Here is a 22,150-nt window from a genome sequence, read left to right as displayed (position 1 = left end):
AAGGAATCGCCATGATCCACCAAACGTTCTGGCTGACCGCGACCGACCATAGCCGCCTGTTCGTCAACCAGTGGCTGCCCGAAACCGCGCCGTTGGCGGTGATCATGCTGGCCCACGGCATGACCGAACACAGCGGCCGCTACGCCCGCCTGGCCCAGGCGCTGTGCGACGAAGGCTACGGTGTCTATGGGATGGACCTGCGCGGCCATGGCAAGACCGGCGAGGGAGCGACTCTCGGACACTTTGCCGACGAAGATGGCTGGGCCAAGGTCGTGGGTGATTTGGCCAGCCTCAACCATCACATCGGCCAGCAGCACCCGGATACACCCATCCTGCTGCTGGGCCACAGCATGGGCAGCTACATCGCCCAGGGTTACCTGCTGCATCACAGCGCCAGCCTGCACGGGGCGATTCTCAGCGGTTCGAATTTCCAGCCGGTGGCGCTCTACCGCAGCGCTCGCCTGATCGCCCGCTTCGAACGCCGGCGCCAGGGTGCGACGGGGCGCAGTGCCTTGATCGAGTGGCTGTCGTTCGGCAGTTTCAACAAGAAATTCAAACCGAGCCGTACTCCCTTCGACTGGCTCAGTCGCGATCCGGCCGAAGTGGACAAGTACGTCCACGACCCGCTGTGCGGCTTTCGCTGCACCAATCAACTGTGGGTCGACCTGCTCGGCGGCTTGCAGCAAATCAGCAAAGCGTCCAATCTCGCCCAGATCGATCCGGGCCTGCCCTTGCTGGTGATCGGTGGCGAATGTGATCCGGTGAGCGAAGGCAAGCGTCTGAAGGATCTGGCCGACGCCCTGCGCGACGCCGGCAGCCAGCACCTGCAACTGACGATTTACCCGCAGGCCCGACACGAATTGTTCAATGAAACCAACCGCGATGAAGTGACCGCCGACGTGCTGGCCTGGATTGCCCAGGCCTTGGACCACAAGCGGCCGCCACGCAGCGAGTAGGCTTGCAGCGTTTTCCTTTATTCCACAGGATCTGAAACAGATGACCCAGGTTACCAACACCCCTTACGAAGCCCTCGAAATCGGCCAGACCGCCAGCTACAGCAAAACCGTCGAGGAACGCGACATCCAGCTGTTCGCGGCGATGTCGGGCGATCACAACCCGGTGCACCTGGACGCCGAATTCGCCGCGGCGAGCATGTTCAAGGAGCGCATCGCCCACGGCATGTTCAGCGGTGCGCTGATCAGCGCGGCGGTGGCGTGCGAGCTGCCTGGGCCGGGCACGATCTATATCGGCCAGCAGATGAGCTTCCAGAAACCGGTGAAAATCGGCGACACCCTGACCGTGCGCCTGGAGATCCTGGAAAAGATGCCGAAGTTTCGCGTACGCATCGCCACCCGCGTGTTCAACCAGCGCGACGAGCTGGTGGTGGACGGCGAAGCGGAAATCCTCGCCCCACGCAAGCAGCAGACCGTGACCTTGCCGACGTTGCCGGCGATCAGCATTGGCTAACAGCTTCTGCGTGACCTTGTGGGAGCGAGCTCGCTCGCGATGAGGTCGGACAGCCGACCTCGATGGAGAATGTCAGGCCGCCATCGCGAGCAAGCTCGCTCCCACAAGTTATTGCTGGTCTTCGCGCACCTGCACGCTCGCCGTCATCCCGGCGCTCAGGTTCACGCCCTCCGGCACCTTGTCCAACTTGATCCGCACCGGGATCCGCTGGGCCAGGCGCACCCAGTTGAAGGTCGGCTCCACCTCCGCCAGCAACTGCGCATCAGGGTTGGTGTTGCGGTCGGTAATGCCGCGGCTGATGCTTTCGACGTGACCCTCCAGCGCATGGCCGGCACTCATCAGCCAGATCTTGACCGGATCGCCCACACGAATCCTGGGCAATTTGGTTTCTTCGAAATAGGCCTGCACATAGAACGTCGAGTCGTCGATCAGCGCCATGACCGGCTGCCCGGCATTCACGTAGTTGCCTTCGGCCAGACGCAGGTTGGTGATGTGGCCGCTGCGGGGGGCCAGGACCTGACTGCGGGCCAGGTTGAGCTCGGCGACCTTGGCCTCGGCCTGGGCTTCGCGCAGTTCGCCGCGGGCGATGCCGGCGTTGATCTGGGCGTTTTCCCGCAGTTCGGCACTGATGGCCTGGGGCCCCAGGGCGGCGCGGCGACTGGCTTCGTGTTCGCGCAGACTCAGTTGCTGCTGGCGTGTCTGGACCACGGCCCGTGCCTTCTCCACCGCCGCCTCGAAACGCTCGCGGTCGATGCTCAACAATAGATCACCAGCCTTGACCTGCTGGTTATCCACAGCCTTGAGCTCGCGCACCCAGCCCGACACGTCGGGTGCGATCACCACCACGTCGGCGCGGATCCGCGCATCGCGAGTCCAGGGCGTGAGCATGTAGTACTGCCACAGGTGAAAGCCGGCGAAGATCGCCACGGCCACCATGCACAGCGTGACGGCGACACGTACGGAAGTACGCATGTTCAACTCCTATAGCGGCCCGAGGACCACGGTAATGACAGTCAGGACACAGACATACAGGGCGCAGTCGAACAAGGCTTCATGCCAGATCCAGCGCCCGGCCGGCACCAGGCTGAGCAACAGGCGCAGTGCGCCGGTCACCAGCAACGCCAGCACCACATAAATCAGGAACGGGCTGAGCAACACCCCGCCAATCGACCACTCACGCAAGCCCATGGCTGTGCTCCCGTCGTTCTGGTTCGTGCTGGCTGCACCAGGCGCGCCAGCTGTTTTGCAATTGCACCACCGCACCCTGGGCCAGCTTCAGTGCATCGCTGGGCGGCTGGGTCGACAACACGTTCAGGAATGCGGCGCTCTCCGGGGCCAGCCCATCGGCCTGGTCACCGGCCGGACCACGTTCGAGCACCTGCTCCAGCGCTTCGAAATAACGGCGCTGCGCCCGGGTATCGGGCACTTGGGCGACGGCCAGGCTCAGGCGCAAATGCAACAGCTCATCGCCGATGTCCAGGCCAAGCAAACCATCATCCCAACGGCTGCGCGACTGCACCGGCAGTTCAGGGTAATGCCTGGCGAGCTGCAACAGCCGGTCGGCCATGCGCCCGCCGAACCAACTCTCGGCCCCCGGCAGGCGGCGATGGGTCAGGCGCACCAGATCGTGAAGGGTCGCGGCCAGCAGACGGCGGCTGTGCCAGGCCGGGTTGCGCAAAATCAGCAGATTGAAGGCCAGCACCGCCGCGCCCACACCGATCATCATGGCCTGGGCGTTGTTGAAGAACGCCGCGACGTCGTATTTCATGGCATTGAGCGGTGAAATCAACACCACGAAATGCAGGCAGAACGACGTCGCCGTGGCGAAGATCTGCGGCTTGGCCATGCCCAATGCCCCGAAAAACAACGGCACGCCCATGGCCAGGCACAGCATCGCGAAACTGCTCCATTGCGGTAGCACGAGTTCGCCGATCACGAACGCCGTCGGCACGGCCAAAAAGATGCCCCGCAGAAAACTCATGCCGATCTGCGCGCCGTTTTCGCGACTGGCGAACAGGCTGCACACCACACACGTCAGTACCAGCGCACCCGATGCGGCGGGCCAGGCGGTCGCCAGCCAGAAACACGCCACCGCCAGGAATGCCAGGGCGCTACGCGCGCCGAAGACCATGGCCAGGGACAAGTCGCGATGGGGCGTCAAGGTGCGGGGTGGATCCGCCGCCTCCCTGCCCTCCTGCACCGCCGTCAAGGCGGCGCAGGCGGCCAGGGCGGTATCGAGCAACAAGGCGAACCGCGCCAGGCAGTAACTCTGCGCCGCGCTGATCCGCGGGTCGTGGGATGCATCCCATACCCGAGGGCGCAAGGCTTGCAGGGTCGCACTGTCGGCATCGAGGGCTTGCTGCACCTCGTTCATCCATGGCTGGAGCGCCACAGTTTCCTCGGGGTCGAGCTGCTTCCACTGCCGGCGCACCGAGCGCGAGATGCGCAGCAGCATCAGCAGTTTCTGGCTCAAGCCGCTGATGGCCCGGGCCCGCTGCCGACCACGGCTGCCTTCGAACCAGGCATGTTCGCGCTGGGCGTCCACCGCGACGATCCTGCCCAGAATCTCCAGCAACCCTTTACGGGCCTGGGCATCGCCCGCCAGGGTCGCACGGGCTGCCTGCATGCCACTCTGCCAGGCAGCCAGGGCCTGACCGGCCAGTTGCCGCTCGACCCGCAACGGCCAGAGCAAGGCACTGGCCGCCGTGGCACAGACGATGCCGAGGCTGATCTCGGTGCAGCGCGCCACCGCTTGGTCGAACACCCCCAGCGGATGGGAAATGGCCGGCAGGGCAATGATCGCCACCGTGTAGCCGGCCAACACGAATGAATACGACCAGGCACTGCGCAGCAGCGTCGAACAGGCCGTGCACAGGCCCAGCCAGAGCGCCAAGGCCAGCAGGAACAACCAGGGCGCCTGGGCAAACAGACCCATGAACACCACCGACATGACGGTGCCCACCAACGTGCCGACCAATCGCGCCAACCCTTTCTGCACCACCATCCCGGACAGTGGCTGGGCGACGATGATCGCCGTCATCAGCGCCCACGATGGCTGCTCCAACCCCCAGCGCAACGCCAGCCATAACGCCAGCCCGGCGCCAAGCACGGTCTTGATGGCGAACTGCACAGCGAGGCGGTCGGGGGCGAACAAGGCCTGGAAGGTAATGGGCACGCGAAAAAACTCTTCTGGGGACGCAATAACGATAGATGCAATAGAGGGTGAGGGGCGGCGCAATTATTAGCTAGCTAACTATTCGAGTCCAGAGCTGTTTGGCAGGAAATAAAACAAAAACGCCTTGTGGCGAGGGAGCTTACTCCTGCTGGGTTGCGCAGCGACCCGCGTTTTGGGGCTGCTGCGCAGCCCAGCGGGAGCAAGCTCCCTCGCCACGGGTAAATCTTCGCCCAAAAAAAACGCCAGGCAGGCTGGCGTTTTTTTGTGTTGGCTGCGTGTTTAACTCTGGGCACGCGCCTGGTTACGCAGAGCCTTGACCTGGTCATGGTTTCGTTGCACGCCATGGTACTGACGCTCAACCAGGTCACGAATGCCCACCAGGTTGTGCTTGTTGATCTTCTCGATGGCCTCTTTGTAAGCCTTGAGCGCATGGTCCTCGCCGCGCTCGGCTTCGTTGAGTACCGCTTCTTCGTCCTTGCCGGTGAACATGGATTTCACGTCTACCCAACGACGGTGCAGGTCACCGGCGACGCTGGTGGACGTTTCCGGATCACCGCCCAACGAACGAACGGCGGCTTGCAACTCGGCTGCCGCGGTGGCGCAATCAGCGGAGCGCTGGACGAACAGCGTCTTGAGTTCTGGATGCTTGATGTCTTCAGCGCAGGTCTTGAACCCTTCCTGGCCATCCTTGCTGGTCTCGATCAGGTCGTTCAAGACGGAGATGGATTCTTTGTTGATGTCAGTCATTTTTCAGTTCCTTTGCTGGTGAATAAAAAACCTGCAAGGGATATTGCATCAGCCATGCCAGCCATTAATCTCAATAAAACAACTTAAAAATCAATTAGTTAATAAACACGTTGAAATCTGTATCCGCGCTATTTGCATGATCTGTCATTTGGCCTGCATGCAGAATGCCTGTATTTTCAAGGCAGGTTTGAATCAAGACGAATGCCATGAATCCGGAAAAGCTCGAGTTGCTCGTTACGCGTCAAATGCCCTTTGGTAAGTACAAGGGCCGAATCCTTGCCGACCTGCCGGGTCAATACCTGAACTGGTTCGCGCGCGAGGGTTTCCCCCATGGTGAACTCGGCGGTTTGCTGGCATTGATGCAGGAAATCGATCATAACGGTTTGTCCGACCTGCTGGACCCGCTGCGCGCCAAACATGGCCTGCCCAAACCGCGCCATTGACTGACTGAGACCCGCCATGCCCGAGAACACGCTGCGCGCCCACGATGAAGCCTTCTGGCGAACCTTTGTCGACCGCTACGACATCGATCCCGCCGGGCCACTCAATCTGGAAAACGGCTACTTCGGACGCATGTCCCGCACCGTGGTGGAGGAATACCAGCGCAACATCGAGTTCATCAACCGCGGCAACTCGGTGTATGTGCGCCAGCAGTTCGACCGGGAACACGGCGAAGCCATTCGGCGACAGGTGGCCCGGCTGATCCACGCCTCTCCCCAGAGCGTGACGTTGGCCAACAGCGCGGTGGATGCCCTGCAAACCTTGATTCGCAACTACAACGGCCTCAAGCCGGGCGATCAAGTGCTGATCTGTGACGTGGAATATGCTTCGGTCAAAAGCGCCATGCGCTGGCTGGCCCGCCAACGTGGCGCGCAGGTGATCGAACTCGTCCACCAGCACCCCGCCAGTTTCGACAGCCTGGTGAGCACTTACCGCGAAGCGTTCATTCGCTACCCTCGCCTCAAGCTGATGGCGCTGACCTACGTCAACCACCTGACCGGGCTGGTGATGCCGGTCCAGGCCATTGCCGAGAACGCCCGGGAGTTTGCCGTCGATATCATCCTCGACGGTGCCCACGCCCTGGGCCAGATCGATTTCGACCTGAAGAAGCTCGGGATCGAATTCGCCGGGTTCAACCTGCAGAAGTGGATCGGCGGCCCCCTCTCCCAGGGTTTCCTGTACATCGCCCCGCAGCGGTTGGCCGACATCGACCCGGACATGGACGACGACAACTACCCCGCCACCGACATCCGCTCGCGCACACCCCACAGCACGCCCAATATCCCGGCCTTGCTCACCCTGCCCCTGGTCTTCGAAGAACACCGGAGCCTGGGCGGCGCCTTGGCCAAAGGCCCGCGCCTCTGCTACCTGCGCGACCTGTGGGTGAATGCCGTGCGCGATGTGCCGGGCATCGAGGTGATGACCCCGGATGACCGGCGGCTCTATTGCGGTATCACGGCGATGCGCTTCACCGCCCAGGCCGATCAACAGACGATGGCCGCTCGACTGCTCGATGAGCATGGGATTTTCACCGTGGTGCGCCCTACCAGCGTCGGGCCATGCATCCGCATTACCCCAGGGTTGATTACCTTGGCGAGTGATATCGAGCGGTTGACCCAGGCACTGATCCATCTGAGCCGTACCTAGATCCCTGGCCACAGGAAATCTGTGCCAGCATAAAAACCCAGGCAAAAAAAACGGCGCGCCGACCAAGCGCACCGTAAAACCGTAGAACACCCAACGAGGTTCGGTAAAACAATCAGTCCAGCAGCGCCAAGGCTTCGGCGGTGCATTCCTGAATGCGGGCCCAGTCGCCGTTCTTGATCCACTCCGGATCAAGCATCCAGCTTCCGCCCACGCACATCACGTTTTTCAACGCCATGTAGCTCTTGATGTTGGCTGGGCTCACGCCGCCGGTCGGGCAGAATTTCACTTCGCCGAACGGGCCGCCCAAGGCCTTGATGGCCGCGACGCCACCGCTGACTTCAGCCGGGAACAGTTTGAAGCGGCGATAGCCCAGGCTGTAGCCTTCCATGATGCCCGAGGCATTGCTGATGCCCGGCAACAAGGGGATGGAGCTGTAGACGCTGGCTTCGAGCAGGTCACGGGTGATGCCCGGGGTGACGATGAACTGCGAACCGGCCGCCTCGGCGGCGTCCAGCATGTGGCGGTCGAGCACCGTGCCGGCGCCGGTCACCAGTTCCGGACGCTGCTCGCGCAGCACCTGGATGGCCTTGAGACCGTGTTGGGAACGCAACGTCACTTCCAGCGCCGTCAGGCCACCGGCGGCCAGGGCATCGGCCAGCGGCAGGATGTCCTGTTCACGGGCGATGGTGATCACCGGCAGGATCCGCGCCTTGGCGCAGAGGCTGTCGATCAGGGCAACTTTGTCCGCCATGGAAACGGTCGGGGATGGGTTTGTCATAGCGGCTGATCCTTGGTTCATGGGCACCAGTAAATCTCTAACGTAGGTTGCAAAAACGCACGGATCGGCATTTCGGCGACATCGTCACCTGCCACCGCAGCGTTCAGGGTGGTCAATTTCGACTGACCGGAAATCGACAGCACTTTGTGTTGCGCCGAAGCCAGCAAGGCGCGGCTCATGGTCAAGCGCTGGTGCGGCACGGTCGGTGCCAGCATCGGCCAGCAGCGACGTGCGCCATTGACGTCCAGGGCTTGGGCCAGGTTCGGGCTGCCGGGGAACAGCGAAGCGGTGTGCCCGTCATCGCCCATGCCCAATACCAGCACGTCGATGGGCGGCAGCTCGGCCAGCAAACGATCGGCCTGCTCGGCAGCCGCTTCCAGGTGAGAGCTGGCGCTGTAGAGGCTCAGGAACTGGGCCTTGGCCGCCGCACCTTGCAACAGGTAACGCTTGAGCAAGCCAGCGTTGCTGTCGGCGTGTTCAACCGGCACCCAGCGCTCATCGGCCAGGCTGACCACCACCTTGGACCAGTCCAGCGCCTGCTTGGCCAAGTGCTGGAAAAACGCCACCGGACTGCGGCCACCGGACACCACCAGGGTCGCCGTGCCGCGCGCATCGATCGCATTGCGCAACTGCTCGGCCACGTTCAGCGCCAGGCCTTCGGCCAGCAGCACCGGGTTCTTGAATTCATGGGCGCTGACGCCCTGGGGCAGTTTCACTTCAGATATCGCCATACCATGACCTCCCATCCCGCGTGATCAGTGCAATGGAGCTCATCGGCCCCCAGGACCCCGCCGCATACGGCTTGGGCGCATCGCCGGATTTTTTCCACCCGGCAATCAACTGGTCACACCACGTCCACGCGGCTTCGATTTCATCTTTACGGACAAACAGGTTCTGATTGCCGTTCATGACTTCCAGCAACAACCGCTCGTAGGCATCGGGAATCCGTGCGCTGCGATAGGTGTCGGAGAAGTTGAGTTGCAGCGGACCGCTGCGCAATTGCATGCCCTTGTCCAGGCCTTGCTCCTTGGTCATCACCCGCAAGGAAATCCCTTCGTCCGGTTGCAGGCGGATGATCAGCTTGTTGCTGATCTGCAAACGCTGCTCGGGCGCGAAGATGTAGTGGGACGGTTCCTTGAAGTGGATAACGATCTGCGACAGCTTCTGCGGCATGCGCTTGCCGGTACGCAAGTAAAACGGTACCCCGGCCCAACGCCAGTTGCGGATGTCGGCGCGCAGGGCGACGAACGTCTCGGTGTCGCTCTGGGTGTTGGAATTCGGTTCTTCGAGGTAGCCAGGCACCGCCTTGCCTTCGCTGTGGCCGGCGATGTACTGGCCACGCACCACCTGGGTGGTCAAGCCTTCCGGGCTGATCGGCGCGAGGGCCTTGAGCACCTTGACCTTCTCGTCACGGATACTGTCGGCGGACAAGTCCGCCGGTGGGTCCATGGCGATCAGGCACAGCAGCTGCAGCAGGTGGTTCTGGATCATGTCCCGCAGTTGGCCGGCCTTGTCGAAATAGCCCCAGCGGCCTTCGATACCGACCTTCTCGGCCACCGTGATTTCCACGTGGGAAATGTAGTTCTGGTTCCACTGGGTTTCGAACAGGCTGTTGGCGAACCGCAGGGCGATCAGGTTCTGCACCGTCTCTTTGCCCAGGTAATGGTCGATGCGATAGGTACGGTTTTCCGGGAAGAACTGCGCCACGGCATCGTTGACCTTGCGCGACGACTCCAGGTCCGAGCCAATGGGTTTCTCCAGCACCACCCGGGTGTTTTCGCTCAAGCCGACCTTCGCCAGGTTCTCGCAGATCGCCCCATACACCGCCGCCGGGGTGGCGAAATAGGCAATGACCTGCTGGGTCGAACCGGCCGCTTCGGCCAGGGCGACATAATCGTCGGCCTTGAGGAAATCCACGTGCAGGTAGGTCAAGCGTGCCAGGAAGCGCTCGAGTACGGCTTCGTCCAGGTCTTTTTCGCCAACATAACGGCGCAGCTCGGCGGCGATGAATGCCAGGTGTTGCTGCTCACCGCCGGGCTCACGGGCCAGCGCAATGATCCGCGTGTCCTCGTGCAACAATTGGGCGCCATCGAGCTGGTACAGGGCAGGAAAGAGCTTGCGCAAGGCCAGATCGCCCAACGCGCCGAACAAGGCAAAGGTGCACGGTTCAACCGTAATCGAAGGCATGATGTTTGTTCTTTTATCAAGTTAAACTACAAATACCTTTTTTCAAGGTATCACTCAAGGAAAAATGTAGTAATAACCACAACATTTTTCGAAAATACCGATTCCGAGTGGTGGTCCGTCGGAGCCATCAGTAGGATAGGCCACCGCAAAGGGTCGTATCAAAGACCCGTCTTCCTAGGAATCTTGTATGGACCGCGTGCGAAACTTACTGGAACAGATCCAGAGTCGCCTTGAAGACCTGAACAAGGCCGAACGCAAGGTGGCCGAGATCATCCTGCTCAACCCGCAGCAGGCGACCCGCTTCAGCATCGCCGCCCTCGCCCAGGCGGCTTCGGTCAGCGAACCGACCGTCAACCGTTTCTGCCGCTCGTTCGGCGTCAGCGGTTACCCGGAACTCAAGCTGCAATTGGCCCAGAGCCTGGCCAGCGGCGCCGCTTATGTCAGCCGCGCGGTAGAAGCCGATGACAACCCGGAAGCCTATACCCGCAAGATCTTTGGCAGTGCCATTGCCTCATTGGACAGCGCTTGCCAGGCCCTCGATCCCAATTTGATCAGTCGCGCCGTGGACCTGCTGATCCAGGCCCGGCAGATCCACTTCTTCGGCCTCGGCGCCTCCGCCCCGGTGGCCCTGGATGCCCAGCACAAGTTTTTCCGCTTCAACCTGGCAGTGACCGCTCACGCCGACGTCCTGATGCAGCGCATGATTGCGTCGGTGGCCCATACCGGCGAGCTGTTCGTGATCATTTCCTACACCGGCCGCACCCGCGAGCTGGTGGAAGTGGCACGCATCGCCCGGGAAAACGGCGCCTCGGTATTGGGCCTGACCGCCGAAGGCTCGCCGCTGGCCAAGGCCAGCACCCTGAGCCTGAACATCCCCCTGCCCGAAGACACTGACATCTATATGCCGATGACCTCGCGGATCATCCAACTCACCGTACTGGACGTGCTCGCCACCGGCATGACCCTGCGTCGGGGCGTGGACTTCCAGCCGCATCTGCGCAAGATCAAGGAAAGCCTGAATGCCAGTCGGTATCCAGTGGGGGATGAGTTCAACTGATTCAATCCAGAATCCTCGCCGCCTGATCGTCCGTCTTCGCGAGCAAGCTCGCTCCCACATGGGTTTTGTGTGGGAGCGAGCTTGCTCGCGATGGGGCCAGCAGCCTCACCCACCACCCTGCCCCCTGCATCAAGCCCCTACCCACGCCTGCAAACTCAAATGCGCCCGCTCCCCCGGCGCCAGGCACAGGCTGTCGGTACCGCCACTGGCCGCTTCGACACAGACGAATTCGCTGACCTCATCCCAACTCACCCCCAGCAACGGCCGCGTGCCGGGATGCCAGACCACGGTGTCGGCACTGTCGCCGGTGTCGATGCACAATTCGCGCTGCCAGGCGTGATCCTTGAGCTGCAATTCACCCTCATGCTGGAACACCCGCTGGCAGCCGCCCTCGACCCGCAACTCGCCTTCCTGCTGGCAAACCGCACGGCTCAACTGGTCATAACCCTGGGCACCTTCAAGTCCAGACAGCGCTACCTCACCGACGTCACCAATACGCCAATAGGCGTGCAAGGCCTGGCTCAACTGGCACGGCAGGCTGTCCTGGTGCTCGGTGCTCAAGCGCAGTTCCATGCGCTCACCCAGGTCGGCGTACAAGTCCACTTGCCAGTCGCACAATTGCAGTTGCCAGTGCAGATGCACACCGTCTTCATCACTGCGGCTGTCGAGCAGCTTCCAATCGATCAACCGCGCCCAACCATGGGACGGCCAGGCGTTTTCACTGGGATGACGGCCATACCACGGCCAGCACACCGGTACTCCGCCACGGATCGCACCGACGTGTGGCCATTTGGCCGCGCACCACAACCAGGGCTTCTGGCCTCGCGGCTGGAAGTGCAGCAACTGCGCGCCCTGGCGACTGAACACCGCCTGGCACAACGGATGATCGATCACCAACACATCGCGTTGCCGATAGCGCTCCCACGCGAATACCGGGCGTTCGCGCAAGGATCTGAAAAAGCGTTGTAGCGGATGCTCATGCATGGGCCGCGGTCCTGGAAGTCATTCAATACTCAACTAAGTACGACACTATTTTTGTGGCGAGGGAGCTTGCTCCCGCTCGGCTGCGAAGCAGTCGTAAACGGGACAAATGCGATCTGGCTGAAGCACCGCAGTGAATGGCTTTGGGGTCGCTTCGCAACCCAGCGGGAGCAAGCTCCCTCGCCACAGGTTCCCCATGCACCCCAACGCGCTTCCCAAAAAAAAGCGGACAGCCTTGGCCGTCCGCAAATATGCGCACATAGAGAGGAGCTTATCGCAACAGCGTTAGAACACCGACTGAATTTTCAGGCCGGCCACCAGCGCGTTGTCGACTTCATCAACACCGCCCGGGTGAGTGATGTACTGCAGGTTCGGACGCACGGTCAGCCAGTTGGTCACGTGGAAACCGTAGTTGACCTCGTAGTTGTACTCAGTGCTACGCAGTGGCGCGAACAGCGGATTATCGTAGTCGCTGACGCCATTGGCGGCGTTGACCAGTTCAGAGTTTTTCTTCACATCTTCGTTGACATGGATACGGGAGAAACCGATGCCGACATCGTCTTTTGGACGTGCATCGAACGGTCCCTTGTACACGAACATCAGCGACTGGTAGTTGTCGACGACGTTGGTTTCCTTGTCATGGAAGGTGGCGTTGGCCGCGATGTTCAGGCCGCGCGAAGCATCACCGTTGTGGGTAGTGAGTTGTTGTTGCGCGACGAACCAGTAGCCGTCCTTGCTGCTGTGGCTGCGATAGGCGTTGCCAGTGGTCGCGGCGTCGTTGCCATTGTCGTCCTCACGGACGTCATCGGCCTTGGCCGTACTTTTGTAGTAACCGACACGGTACTCGCCCGGCAGGCTATTGATGTTGGGTGACCAGACCAGCTCGACGGGAATGAGGGTACCCTTGGTACCGCTGCCGCTGAGCTTGTAGCGGTTCTTGTTTTCCAGTTGCGAAGGGTTCTGGTTGTACGCACCGATTTGCACATAGAGCTCAGGCGTAAGGTTGTACTTGACGCGAATCGCCGCCTGCATGATCGGCCAGTTGTACCAGATGCCGGTCGCCCAGTTACCCGCTTGTGAACCGCAGAACGCCAGGTTCTGGAACTCGCACGGGAAGGTGTTGAAGTCTTCGCCCTCACCGAAGTAACCGGCTTTGACATCCAGTTTGCTGTCGAAGTATTTCTGTTTGATCCACAACTGGGTCAGACGAGTGGTTTGCCCACGACCCCAGACTTCCTGGGAAGAACTGAGGGTACCGGCACGTGGATCACCGATACGGTCGTTGGAGATGTTGCGACCGTCACGCCGGGTGAACTGGATCTTGGCTTCCGTATCACCCCAGCCCGCCAGCTTCTCCAGATCGAGCGCGACGCCCAGGCCAAACTGCTGGGACCAGCGCGCGGTCTTGTCATCGTTGTAGCCGCCGTGGAGGTTGGCACCCATCTCCCCGACAAAGTCAGCCTTGATATCGATACCTTGCTCGATCAGCTTGATCCGTTCACCGCCCCAATCGCCCGTCATCCACTTCGAGTCGGCGCTGAATGCGTCGGCTGCGTGTGCGCTACCGGCCAGCATCATCGCCGCAACGGCTGACAACTGGCAGATAAGCTGGGCGTTGTTTTTCTTTTTCATCCCTACATCCTCGTCTTTATTTATTGTTATTAACTGTTTTTATCTAACGCGGTTTACAACGATTGCGGCGAATGTCCCCATCCACCGCATACTCCTTTCCTGTGGGAGCAAACCTGTTCCCACACTTATTCTTCACCGGCCCTTGAACTGCGCTACGTTTGCAGTCCGGGCATCTGTCTGCGGCTGGCCGGCCACGCCCAGGCGTTCGCCGGACTGGGCATCGAACAGCAGCACTTTCGATGGATCGAATTGCAGCGTCAGGGTCTCCCCGACTTGCGGCGCCACGTCCGGCGCCAGGCGGCAGCAAACCTTGGTGTCGTTGAGGCTGACGAACACCAGAGTGTCCGGCCCGGTAGGCTCGGTGACCTGCACTTCGGCGCGAATGGTCGGCAAGCCATTGGGCTCGCTGCCCGCCAGCATGATCTGCTCCGGGCGCATGCCCAGGATCACTTCGCGGTCTTCCAGGCCGGCGTCCTGCATGCCCATCGGCAGTTCGCAACGGGCCTGGCCGCTGTCGAGCAGCGCCAGCAGGCGACCGTCCTTGCGTTGCAGGCGCAGCGGGATGAAGTTCATCGGCGGCGAACCGATGAAGCTCGCCACGAACAGGTTGGCCGGGTTGGTGTAGATGTCTTTCGGGGTGCCGAATTGCTGGATGATCCCGTCCTTCATCACCGCCACTTTGTCGCCCAGGGTCATGGCTTCGATCTGGTCGTGGGTCACGTAGACCGTGGTGGTCTTCAGGCGCTGGTGCATCAGCTTCATTTCAGTGCGCATCTCGACCCGCAGCTTGGCGTCGAGGTTGGACAGCGGTTCGTCGAACAGGTAGATCTTCGGCCGCCGCGCCAGCGCCCGGCCCATGGCCACGCGCTGTTGCTGGCCGCCGGAAAGCTGGCCGGGCTTGCGATTGAGCAGGTGCTCGATCTGCAGCAGCTTGGCCACGCGGTTGACTTCTTCGTCGATGGCCGACTGGTTCATCTTGCGGATTTTCAGGCCGAACTCGATGTTCTCGCGCACGCTCATGGTCGGGTACAGCGCGTAGGACTGGAACACCATGGCGATGTCACGATCCTTCGGGCTCATGCCGCTGACATCCTGGTCACCGATCATGATCGCGCCGCCGGTAATGGTCTCCAGGCCGGCGATGCAGTTCATCAGCGTCGACTTGCCGCAGCCCGAAGGTCCGACGAGGATCAGGAACTCACCGTCCTTGATCGACAACTCGATGTTCTTCAGGGTGTCCGGCAGGCCGGCACCATAGGTCTTGTTTACGTTGCGAAGTTCAAGCGTTGCCATGATTACCCCTTGACTGCGCCGGCCGTCAGGCCGCGCACGAAATACTTGCCTGCGACCACATAGACCAGCAGGGTCGGCAGCCCGGCGATCATCGCCGCCGCCATGTCCACGTTGTATTCCTTGGCCCCGGTACTGGTGTTGACCAAGTTGTTCAGCGCCACTGTGATGGGCTGCGAATCACCGCTGGAGAACACCACGCCGAACAGGAAGTCATTCCAGATCTGCGTGAACTGCCAGATCAGGCACACCATGATGATCGGGGTGGACATCGGCAGGATGATCCGCCGGAAGATGGTGAAGAAACCCGCACCGTCCAGTCGCGCCGCCTTCACCAGTGCATCGGGAATGCTCACGTAGTAGTTACGGAAGAACAGCGTGGTGAACGCCAGCCCATAGACCACGTGCACGAACACCAGGCCCGTGGTGGTGCTGGCCAGGCCCATCTTGCCGAGGGTGAACGAGGCCGGCAGCAGGACAGTCTGGAACGGCAGGAAGCACCCGAACAGCAACAGGCCGAAGAACAACTGCGAACCGCGAAAGCGCCACATCGACAACACGTAGCCGTTCAAGGCACCGATGGCGGTGGAGATCAGCACCGCCGGGACGGTGATCTTGATCGAGTTCCAGAAGTAGCCGTCCACCGTGGCCCAGGCCTTGACCCAGCCGATGCCGCTGACCACGGTCGGCCAGCTCAGCAGGTTGCCGGTGCTGATGTCTTCCGGCGTCTTGAAGCTGGTCAACAACATGACCACCAATGGCACCAGGTAAAGCAGTACGGCGAGGATCAGCACCGCGTAGATCGCGATGCGACTCAGGCTGATGGAAGGTTTGGCAGCGAGACTAGTCATGACGCTTGGTCCTCAGCTCGGAGTACAGGTAAGGCACGATGATTGCGAGGATCGCACCGAGCATCAGGATTGCACTGGCCGAGCCCATGCCCATCTGGCCGCGACTGAAGGTGAAGGAATACATGAACATCGCTGGCAGGTCGGAGGAATAACCCGGGCCACCGGCCGTCATCGCCGCCACCAGGTCGAAGCTCTTGATCGCGATGTGCGCCAGGATCATCACGGCGCTGAAGAACACCGGGCGCAGGCTCGGCAACACCACTTTCCAGTAGATGCGCGGCATGCTCGCGCCATCGATCTGCGCGGCACGGATGATCGATTGATCGACACCCCGCAGGCCGGCCAGGAACATCGCCATGATGAAGCCCGAGGCCTGCCACACCGCCGCGATCACTAGGCAGTACACCACGCGGTCCGGGTCGATCAGCCAGTCCAGGCGGAAGCCTTCCCAACCCCAGTCACGCAACAATTTGTCCAGGCCCATGCCCGGGTTGAGCAGCCATTTCCAGGCCGTACCGGTGACGATCATCGAGAGCGCCATCGGGTACAGGTAAATGGTGCGGATGAAACCTTCGCGACGAATGCGCTGGTCGAGAAACACCGCCAGCAGCACGCCGATCACCAGGGTGATGCCGATGAACATGCCACCAAAGAGCACCAGGTTCTTGCTCGCCACCCACCAGCGGTCGTTGTCCATCAGCCGGGCGTATTGCGCCAGGCCGGCCCATTTGTAGTTCGGCAAGAACGTCGAGGTGGTGAACGACAGGACGAACGTCCACAAGATATAGCCATAGAAGCCCACCAGAACGATGAACATGCTCGGCGCCAGCACCAGTTTCGGGAGCCAACGCTGTAATGCATCGAACGGCGAGGCCTTGCTGAACACAGCAACAGAACTCATGGGAAGATCCAAAACAAGGTTACAAGGGCATCCCTTTGTGGGAGCGAGCTTGTGTGGGAGCTGAGCTTGCTCGCGATGAAGGCGCCTCGGTCTTTCTAATGACCGCGTTATCGTTCATCGCGAGCAAGCTTTGCTCCCACAGGCTCGTTCCCACAAGGGACCGAGGCGCAAATTACTTGGCAGACTGAACCGCTGCGCCCAGTTTCTTGGCAGCATCGGCCGGGTCGGCTTTCGGGTCGTTGATGTAGTTGGTCACCACGTCAAAGAACGCACCCTGTACCGCCAGCGTGGTCGCCATGTTGTGCGCCATGCTCGGTTGCAGGCCGCCGGACTTGGCGTCCGTCAGGAAGTCCTTGGCCGCGGTCTGGGCGCAGGAATCGAAACCGTACTTGGCCATGTCGCCCAGCATGTCGTTGCGCACCGGGATCGAGCCTTTGTTGATGCTGAAGACCTTCTGGAAGTTCTCACCCAGCACGACCTTGGCGATATCCTGCTGGCCGGCCGCGGTGCCCGCGTCCTTCTGCTTGAACACCGCCAGGGAGTCGATGTTGTAGGTAAAGGCCTTGTCGGTGCCCGGGAAGGCCACGCACTCGTAGTCCTTGCCGGCGACTTTCTTCGCCGCGGTCCACTCGCTCTTGGCCCAGTCACCCATGATCTGCATGCCGGCCTTGCCGTTGATGACCTTGGCCGCTTCCAGGTTCCAGTCCTGGCCCTTGCCATCGGCGTCCATGTAGGTCGCGACTTTCTTCAGTTCGGTCAGTGCCTTGACCATTTCCGGACCGGTCAGGGCCTTGTTGTCCAGGTCGACCAGGGCCTTCTTGTAGCCATCTGCACCCATCACCGAGAGCACCACGGCTTCGAACACGGTGCTGTCCTGCCAAGGCTGGCCACCGTGGGCGAGCGGAATGAAGCCCGCAGCCTTGAGCTTGTCGCCGGCCGCGTAGAATTCTTCGAGGGTGGTCGGGTTCTTGGTGATACCGGCTTTCTTGAAGACTTCCGGATTGATCCACAGCCAGTTGACGCGGTGGATATTCACCGGCACGGCGACGTAGTCACCGTCGTACTTCACGGTATCGGAGACTTTCTTGTCGAGCAGGCTGTCCCACTTCTCGGCCTTGGCGACGTCCTTGAGGATGTCGGTGTCGAGCAGCCCGGTGGACGCCCATTCCTGGATGTCCGGGCCCTTGATCTGGGCGACACCCGGTGGGTTGCCGGCCACGGCACGGCTCTTGAGCACGGTCATGGCAGTGGAACCGCCACCACCGGCGACAGCGCCGTCCTTCCAGGTAAAGCCGTCTTTCTCTACCTGGGCCTTGAGCACATCGACAGCGGCTTTTTCACCACCCGACGTCCACCAGTGGACGACTTCCACGGAACCTTTGGATTCGGCGGCAAGGGTAGTGACAGGGAAGGCTGCGACGGGAAGCAGGGAAGCAAGAGAAATGACAGTAGCGAGGCGAGAAATCGCATTCATCTAGAATTACCTTTCTTGTTGTTATGCATGCAAGTCTGGTGCTTGCGCTGCATGGATTCTAATCAGAGGGAATCCCTTCGCAGGTAACGAAGGGACGTGCAAATGTCACGACATGGTTACACAGGCGCTGGGCTGGATAACCGCGCCAGGGCTGACGCCATGCTCGGTGCCAGGGGCAGGCGCGGGATCAGGACCGCCTGCCAGGCGTGATACAGGTCCGGCTTGCCCGGCCAGATATCGGCGCTGGGACGGTTTTGCGGATCGAGCTCGTGATGCCAACTGCCGTTGCAGCGATCGATGAAATGTTTGTCGCAGAACTCCCAGAAGCACCGGTACCAGGCTTCGTACTTCGCCTCGTCGGTGCGCTTGAGCAAGGCGCTGGCAGCCGCCGCCGCTTCGGCGTGGACCCAATGCAGGCGGTGACGAACCACGGCGCGGTTATCCCAGTCCAGGGTGTAGACAATGCCCGGCGCGCCATCGACGTCCCAGCCATGGCGGCAGTTCTGGTCGAAGAGTTTTTGCGCGTCCTGGGCCAGCCACCCTGGGGTCAGCATGCCGATCTGGACCCGTGCGGCTTCAAGGTGCAGCAGCAGCCGCGCCCATTCGAAACCGTGGCCGGGAGTGGTGCCATAAGGGCGGAAACCATCGGCAGGATTGTCCTGGTTGTATTCGCGCAGCGGCTGCCAGTGGCGGTCGAAATGCTCCACCACCAGATAGTCGTTGGCGGCGGCATGGCCGTGGATCACCCGCTCGACGATACGCAGGGCACGGGCCAACCAACGAGGATCGTCGGTGGCATCGGCCAGGGCCAGGAAGGCTTCGGTGGCGTGCATGTTGCTGTTGGCGCCGCGATAGGCCTCTTCCTCGCTCCAGTCGCGGTTGAAGGATTCGCGCAACGCGCCCTCCTCCTCACACCAGAAATGCTCATCGATGATCCGCACCGCTTCGTCCAGCAACGCCGCAGCGCCAGGACGCTGGGCCACCACCGCGGAACTGGCCGCCAGGGCAACGAATGCATGCAGGTAGGCCGCCTTGCCTGCACCGTCTTCATCAGGCCGCGTCGTGGCGAACCAACCACCGTGCTCGGCGTCGCGCAAACGGCCATTGAGTGCCTGGATGCCGTGGTCCACCAACTCGGCAAAACCCGGCAGGCCCTGGATGTGAGCCATGGCGAAGCTGTGGGTCATGCGCGCGGTGTTCATGGTTTCGGCCCGGGCATCGGCCGGCAGGCGCCCAAGCTCATCCAGGTTGCCAAAGCCGTCCGGCAGCTTCGAGGCCTTGGCGAACGCCAGCAGCCGCAAGCCTTCGGCGGCAAGCCATTGCTGGTGGGCAGGGGCATTCAGCCAACTGCTGAAGGCCGGTTGGAAGGTGTCCATCGGGGGTACCTTTTTTTGTTGTTTTGACGCAGGGAGTCTAAACAAGGGATGGCGGGCGGCAGGTAACGAAAGGGGCGAGTTATGTCACCGACTTGTGACATTCGACTGGGAGAGATGGATTGAGATGACTGGCGCCATCGCGAGCAAGCTCGCTCCCACAGGGGTTTTGTGAACGCCGAAGATCCAGTGTGGGAGCGAGCTCGCTCGCGATGAACGATGACGCGGTCCGATCAATCCACACTGCGAGGCAACTGCAAGGTCACCCGCAACCCACCCTCACGCAGGTTTTGCAGGCTCACCTCCCCCCCATGGCTGTGGGCGATGTTGCGGGCGATGCCCAGGCCCAGGCCATAGCCCTGCTGTTGCCCAGCGAGGCGGAAGTGCGGTTCGAAGACTTGCTCCAGGCGCTGCTCCGGCACACCCGGCCCTTCGTCGTCGACGTGCAGGATGAACGCGGTTTCATCGTCATCGATGTGCAGGTGGGCGTTCTGTCCGTATTTCAAGGCATTGTCGATCAAGTTGCCGATGCAGCGCTTGAGGGCCAGCGGCTTGCCGGGATACGGCGCCAGCGCCCGACCATCCTGGGTCACCCGGCCGTTGCCGTTGGGCGCCAGGTAGGGTTCGACCAGGCAATCGAGCACATGGTTGAGGTCCACCGGCTCGATGTTTTCGTGGATGTCGGTGTCCTTGACGCATTGCAGCGCGCCTTTGACCAGCAGCTCCAGCTCATCCAGGTCACGGCCGAACTTGGCTTGCAGGTTTTCGTCCTCCAGCAGCTCGACCCGCAGCCGCAATCGAGTGATCGGTGTGCGCAAGTCGTGGGAAATCGCGCTGAACAACTGGCTGCGCTCCGTCAGGTAACGGCTGATGCGTTCGCGCATGGCATTGAACGCTCGCCCCACTTCCACCACTTCGCTGCCACCGCCCTCGGCCACCGGTTCCACTTCGGCCCCCAGGGACATGTCGCGCGCGGCCCGGGCCAGACGTTTGAGGGGCCGGCTTTGCCAGTGCACCAGCAAACCGATGAACAGCAACAACAGGCTGCTAGTGAGCACGATGAAACCGACCTGTTGCTTGGGCAGGTCTTGTTCTTCGAGGCTGGTGTAGGGTTCGGGCAGCAACGAGGCGATGTACAGCCATTCCCCCGGCGCCATCTGGATCTGCGTGACCAGCACCGGCGGATTCACCGGTTCCAGCGTCAGGGCATAGTGGGCCCACGAACGGGGCAGTTCATCGAGCTTGAGCCCGGCATTGAAAATCCGCAGGTCGTCGGGGCTGACAAACGTCACCGAGATGTCGGCGTTAGTGCCCAAGGAGCGACGCAGCACTTCATCCACGGCCTTGAGCACCGCCTGCTTGCGCGGCGTCACCGGCAGCACGTCCATACCCAGGGGCTTGTCGTTGAGGGTGACGACGAACCGCGTACCGCCCATGCTGCGCAGTTGGTCCAGCACCAATGGCCGGTACGCCACCGGCAGCGAACGCAAGTAACTGACGCTGGCGGTCATCGAATGGGCCAGGCTACGGGCGCTGGTGACCAGGCCTTCGAGCTGGGTGGCGCGCAGTTGCGAGACCCAGATCAGGCTGGACAGGGTCTGGGCGAACAACACCACCAGCAAGGTCAGCAGTAGCATGCGGCCCAGCAACGAGCGCGGTACCGGTACCCGCCGGGCGATTTTCCTGATCCAGTCAATGCCCATTGCTGGCAACCACACTGGCCGCCAGTTGATAACCGCTGCCACGCACCGTGCGAATCAGCCGCGGTGGTTTGTCGGTGTCACGCAGGCGCTGGCGCAGGCGACTGACCGCCATGTCGACGATCCGGTCCAGGGGCATCAACTCACGACCACGGGTCGCATTGCCGATGGTGTCGCGGTCGAGGATTTCCTGGGGATGATCGAGAAACAGCTTGAGCAGGGCGAAGTCGGCGCCGGAGAGAATCACTTCTTCACCGTCGGTGTGGAATAGCCGATGGCTGACCATGTCCAGCCGCCATTCATCGAAGGCCAGCACTTCACTGCCGGAGCGCTCCTGGCCGAACTGCGCCCGGCGCAGCAGCGCCTTGATGCGCGCCTGCAATTCACGCGGGCTGAACGGCTTGCCCAGGTAATCATCGGCGCCCAGCTCAAGGCCGATGACCCGGTCGGCCTCGTCGGAACTGGCGGTGAGCATGATGATCGGCACATGAGCCTGGCGTGGGTGCTGGCGAACCCAGCGGCAAAGGCTGAAGCCGTCTTCATCGGGCAGCATCACATCGAGGATCACCAGGTCGCTCGGCGCATCGTTAAACGCCTGGCGAAACCCGGCGCCGTCGGGCGTGGTCCGCACCTGGAACCCCGCACGGCTGAGGTAGGTGTCCAGCAGTTCGCGAATCTCCTGGTCGTCGTCGACCAACAAAATCGATTTGTTTACTGAACTCACGGGCCTCGTCCTTGTTGTTTGGATTGGGGCGATTATGCCTGATGGACAAGGCCTACAAACACACTACAAAAACTCTGTGGGAGCGAGCTTGCTCGCGATAGCGGTGCAACAGTCAACCTCAACGGCGACTGCCACTCCATCATCGCGAGCAAGCTCGCTCCCACAG

The 22,150-nt window shown here is 61.5% G+C and carries 21 protein-coding genes; 5 read left to right on the top strand and 16 right to left on the bottom strand.

The features are described from left to right. Positions 1-11 precede the first annotated feature (11 nt). Positions 12-956: an alpha/beta hydrolase gene (locus tag J4E63_RS04140; RefSeq protein ID WP_207281191.1), complete on the top strand. Its 945-nt coding sequence runs from the start codon at positions 12-14 to the stop codon at positions 954-956. Between the two features lie 40 nt (positions 957-996). Continuing rightward, positions 997-1,467: a MaoC family dehydratase gene (locus tag J4E63_RS04135; RefSeq protein ID WP_060738857.1), complete on the top strand. Its 471-nt coding sequence runs from the start codon at positions 997-999 to the stop codon at positions 1,465-1,467. A 108-nt stretch (positions 1,468-1,575) separates the two neighbouring features. On the opposite strand, the gene J4E63_RS04130 is transcribed toward J4E63_RS04135, so the two are convergent. From J4E63_RS04130 to J4E63_RS04115, 4 genes are all read right to left on the bottom strand, one after another. Then, positions 1,576-2,439, bottom strand: coding sequence for an HlyD family secretion protein (locus J4E63_RS04130; RefSeq protein WP_207281190.1), 864 nt, complete (start codon positions 2,437-2,439; stop codon positions 1,576-1,578). Between the two features lie 9 nt (positions 2,440-2,448). Next, entirely contained in the window at positions 2,449-2,655 is a 207-nt protein-coding gene (locus J4E63_RS04125; protein ID WP_003198565.1) for a DUF1656 domain-containing protein, read from the bottom strand. Further along, positions 2,642-4,642: an FUSC family protein gene (locus J4E63_RS04120; RefSeq protein ID WP_207281189.1), complete on the bottom strand. Its 2,001-nt coding sequence runs from the start codon at positions 4,640-4,642 to the stop codon at positions 2,642-2,644. Before J4E63_RS04120 ends, J4E63_RS04125 begins: the two co-directional genes overlap by 14 nt. A 279-nt stretch (positions 4,643-4,921) precedes the next feature. Further along, the gene (locus tag J4E63_RS04115) at positions 4,922-5,389 is read right to left on the bottom strand and encodes a PA2169 family four-helix-bundle protein (protein WP_060738860.1); all 468 of its coding nucleotides are present in this window, start codon (positions 5,387-5,389) and stop codon (positions 4,922-4,924) included. Positions 5,390-5,595: 206 nt separating this feature from the next. On the opposite strand from J4E63_RS04115, the gene J4E63_RS04110 reads away from it, so the two are divergent. Beyond that, complete coding sequence (locus tag J4E63_RS04110) at positions 5,596-5,832, top strand: DUF3820 family protein (protein ID WP_060738861.1); 237 nt, start codon at positions 5,596-5,598, stop codon at positions 5,830-5,832. A 16-nt stretch (positions 5,833-5,848) separates the two neighbouring features. After that, a complete protein-coding gene (locus J4E63_RS04105) occupies positions 5,849-7,036 on the top strand; it encodes an aminotransferase class V-fold PLP-dependent enzyme (RefSeq protein WP_207281188.1) in 1,188 nt (395 codons plus the stop codon). A 112-nt stretch (positions 7,037-7,148) separates the two neighbouring features. On the opposite strand, the gene J4E63_RS04100 is transcribed toward J4E63_RS04105, so the two are convergent. Genes J4E63_RS04100 through zwf form a run of 3 tightly spaced genes read right to left on the bottom strand, consistent with a single transcriptional unit; the run spans position 7,149 to position 10,001 of the window. Next, positions 7,149-7,814: a bifunctional 4-hydroxy-2-oxoglutarate aldolase/2-dehydro-3-deoxy-phosphogluconate aldolase gene (locus tag J4E63_RS04100; RefSeq protein WP_060738863.1), complete on the bottom strand. Its 666-nt coding sequence runs from the start codon at positions 7,812-7,814 to the stop codon at positions 7,149-7,151. A 17-nt stretch (positions 7,815-7,831) separates the two neighbouring features. Beyond that, entirely contained in the window at positions 7,832-8,545 is a 714-nt protein-coding gene (pgl, locus tag J4E63_RS04095) for a 6-phosphogluconolactonase (RefSeq protein WP_207281187.1), read from the bottom strand. Beyond that, on the bottom strand, positions 8,532-10,001 hold the full coding sequence (gene zwf, locus J4E63_RS04090) for a glucose-6-phosphate dehydrogenase (RefSeq protein ID WP_192262247.1): 1,470 nt from the start codon (positions 9,999-10,001) through the stop codon (positions 8,532-8,534). The genes pgl and zwf overlap by 14 nt, the downstream gene beginning before the upstream one ends. 196 nt (positions 10,002-10,197) lie before the next feature. On the opposite strand from zwf, the gene J4E63_RS04085 reads away from it, so the two are divergent. Continuing rightward, on the top strand, positions 10,198-11,058 hold the full coding sequence (locus J4E63_RS04085) for a MurR/RpiR family transcriptional regulator (protein WP_170842276.1): 861 nt from the start codon (positions 10,198-10,200) through the stop codon (positions 11,056-11,058). A gap of 129 nt (positions 11,059-11,187) precedes the next feature. Here the strand turns inward: J4E63_RS04085 and J4E63_RS04080 are convergent, their stop codons facing one another. From J4E63_RS04080 to J4E63_RS04040, 9 genes are all read right to left on the bottom strand, one after another. Further along, positions 11,188-12,042, bottom strand: a complete 855-nt coding sequence (locus tag J4E63_RS04080; RefSeq protein WP_207281186.1) for a D-hexose-6-phosphate mutarotase — start codon at positions 12,040-12,042, stop codon at positions 11,188-11,190. Positions 12,043-12,324: 282 nt separating this feature from the next. Next, positions 12,325-13,671: a carbohydrate porin gene (locus tag J4E63_RS04075; protein ID WP_207281185.1), complete on the bottom strand. Its 1,347-nt coding sequence runs from the start codon at positions 13,669-13,671 to the stop codon at positions 12,325-12,327. Between the two features lie 132 nt (positions 13,672-13,803). Further along, positions 13,804-14,964: an ABC transporter ATP-binding protein gene (locus J4E63_RS04070; protein WP_060738868.1), complete on the bottom strand. Its 1,161-nt coding sequence runs from the start codon at positions 14,962-14,964 to the stop codon at positions 13,804-13,806. A gap of 2 nt (positions 14,965-14,966) precedes the next feature. Then, positions 14,967-15,812 carry a carbohydrate ABC transporter permease gene (locus J4E63_RS04065; protein ID WP_003198539.1) on the bottom strand — a complete coding sequence of 282 codons (846 nt, stop codon included), beginning with the start codon at positions 15,810-15,812 and terminating at the stop codon, positions 14,967-14,969. After that, positions 15,805-16,713: a carbohydrate ABC transporter permease gene (locus tag J4E63_RS04060; RefSeq protein ID WP_060738869.1), complete on the bottom strand. Its 909-nt coding sequence runs from the start codon at positions 16,711-16,713 to the stop codon at positions 15,805-15,807. The genes J4E63_RS04065 and J4E63_RS04060 overlap by 8 nt, the downstream gene beginning before the upstream one ends. A gap of 172 nt (positions 16,714-16,885) precedes the next feature. Continuing rightward, positions 16,886-18,187, bottom strand: a complete 1,302-nt coding sequence (locus J4E63_RS04055) for an ABC transporter substrate-binding protein (RefSeq protein ID WP_060738870.1) — start codon at positions 18,185-18,187, stop codon at positions 16,886-16,888. A 116-nt stretch (positions 18,188-18,303) separates the two neighbouring features. Then, entirely contained in the window at positions 18,304-19,563 is a 1,260-nt protein-coding gene (locus J4E63_RS04050; RefSeq protein WP_207281184.1) for an AGE family epimerase/isomerase, read from the bottom strand. A 230-nt stretch (positions 19,564-19,793) separates the two neighbouring features. After that, positions 19,794-21,263, bottom strand: coding sequence for an ATP-binding protein (locus tag J4E63_RS04045; RefSeq protein WP_103308808.1), 1,470 nt, complete (start codon positions 21,261-21,263; stop codon positions 19,794-19,796). After that, a complete protein-coding gene (locus J4E63_RS04040) occupies positions 21,253-21,984 on the bottom strand; it encodes a response regulator (protein ID WP_207281183.1) in 732 nt (243 codons plus the stop codon). Before J4E63_RS04040 ends, J4E63_RS04045 begins: the two co-directional genes overlap by 11 nt. Positions 21,985-22,150: the final 166 nt, after the last annotated feature.

The organism is Pseudomonas sp. FW300-N2F2 (genome assembly GCF_017351655.1).
Classification (GTDB): Bacteria; Pseudomonadota; Gammaproteobacteria; order Pseudomonadales; family Pseudomonadaceae; genus Aquipseudomonas; species Aquipseudomonas fluorescens_AA.
The sequence above is the reverse complement of the archived record's forward strand: the minus strand, read 5'-3'. Positions and strand labels throughout refer to the sequence as shown.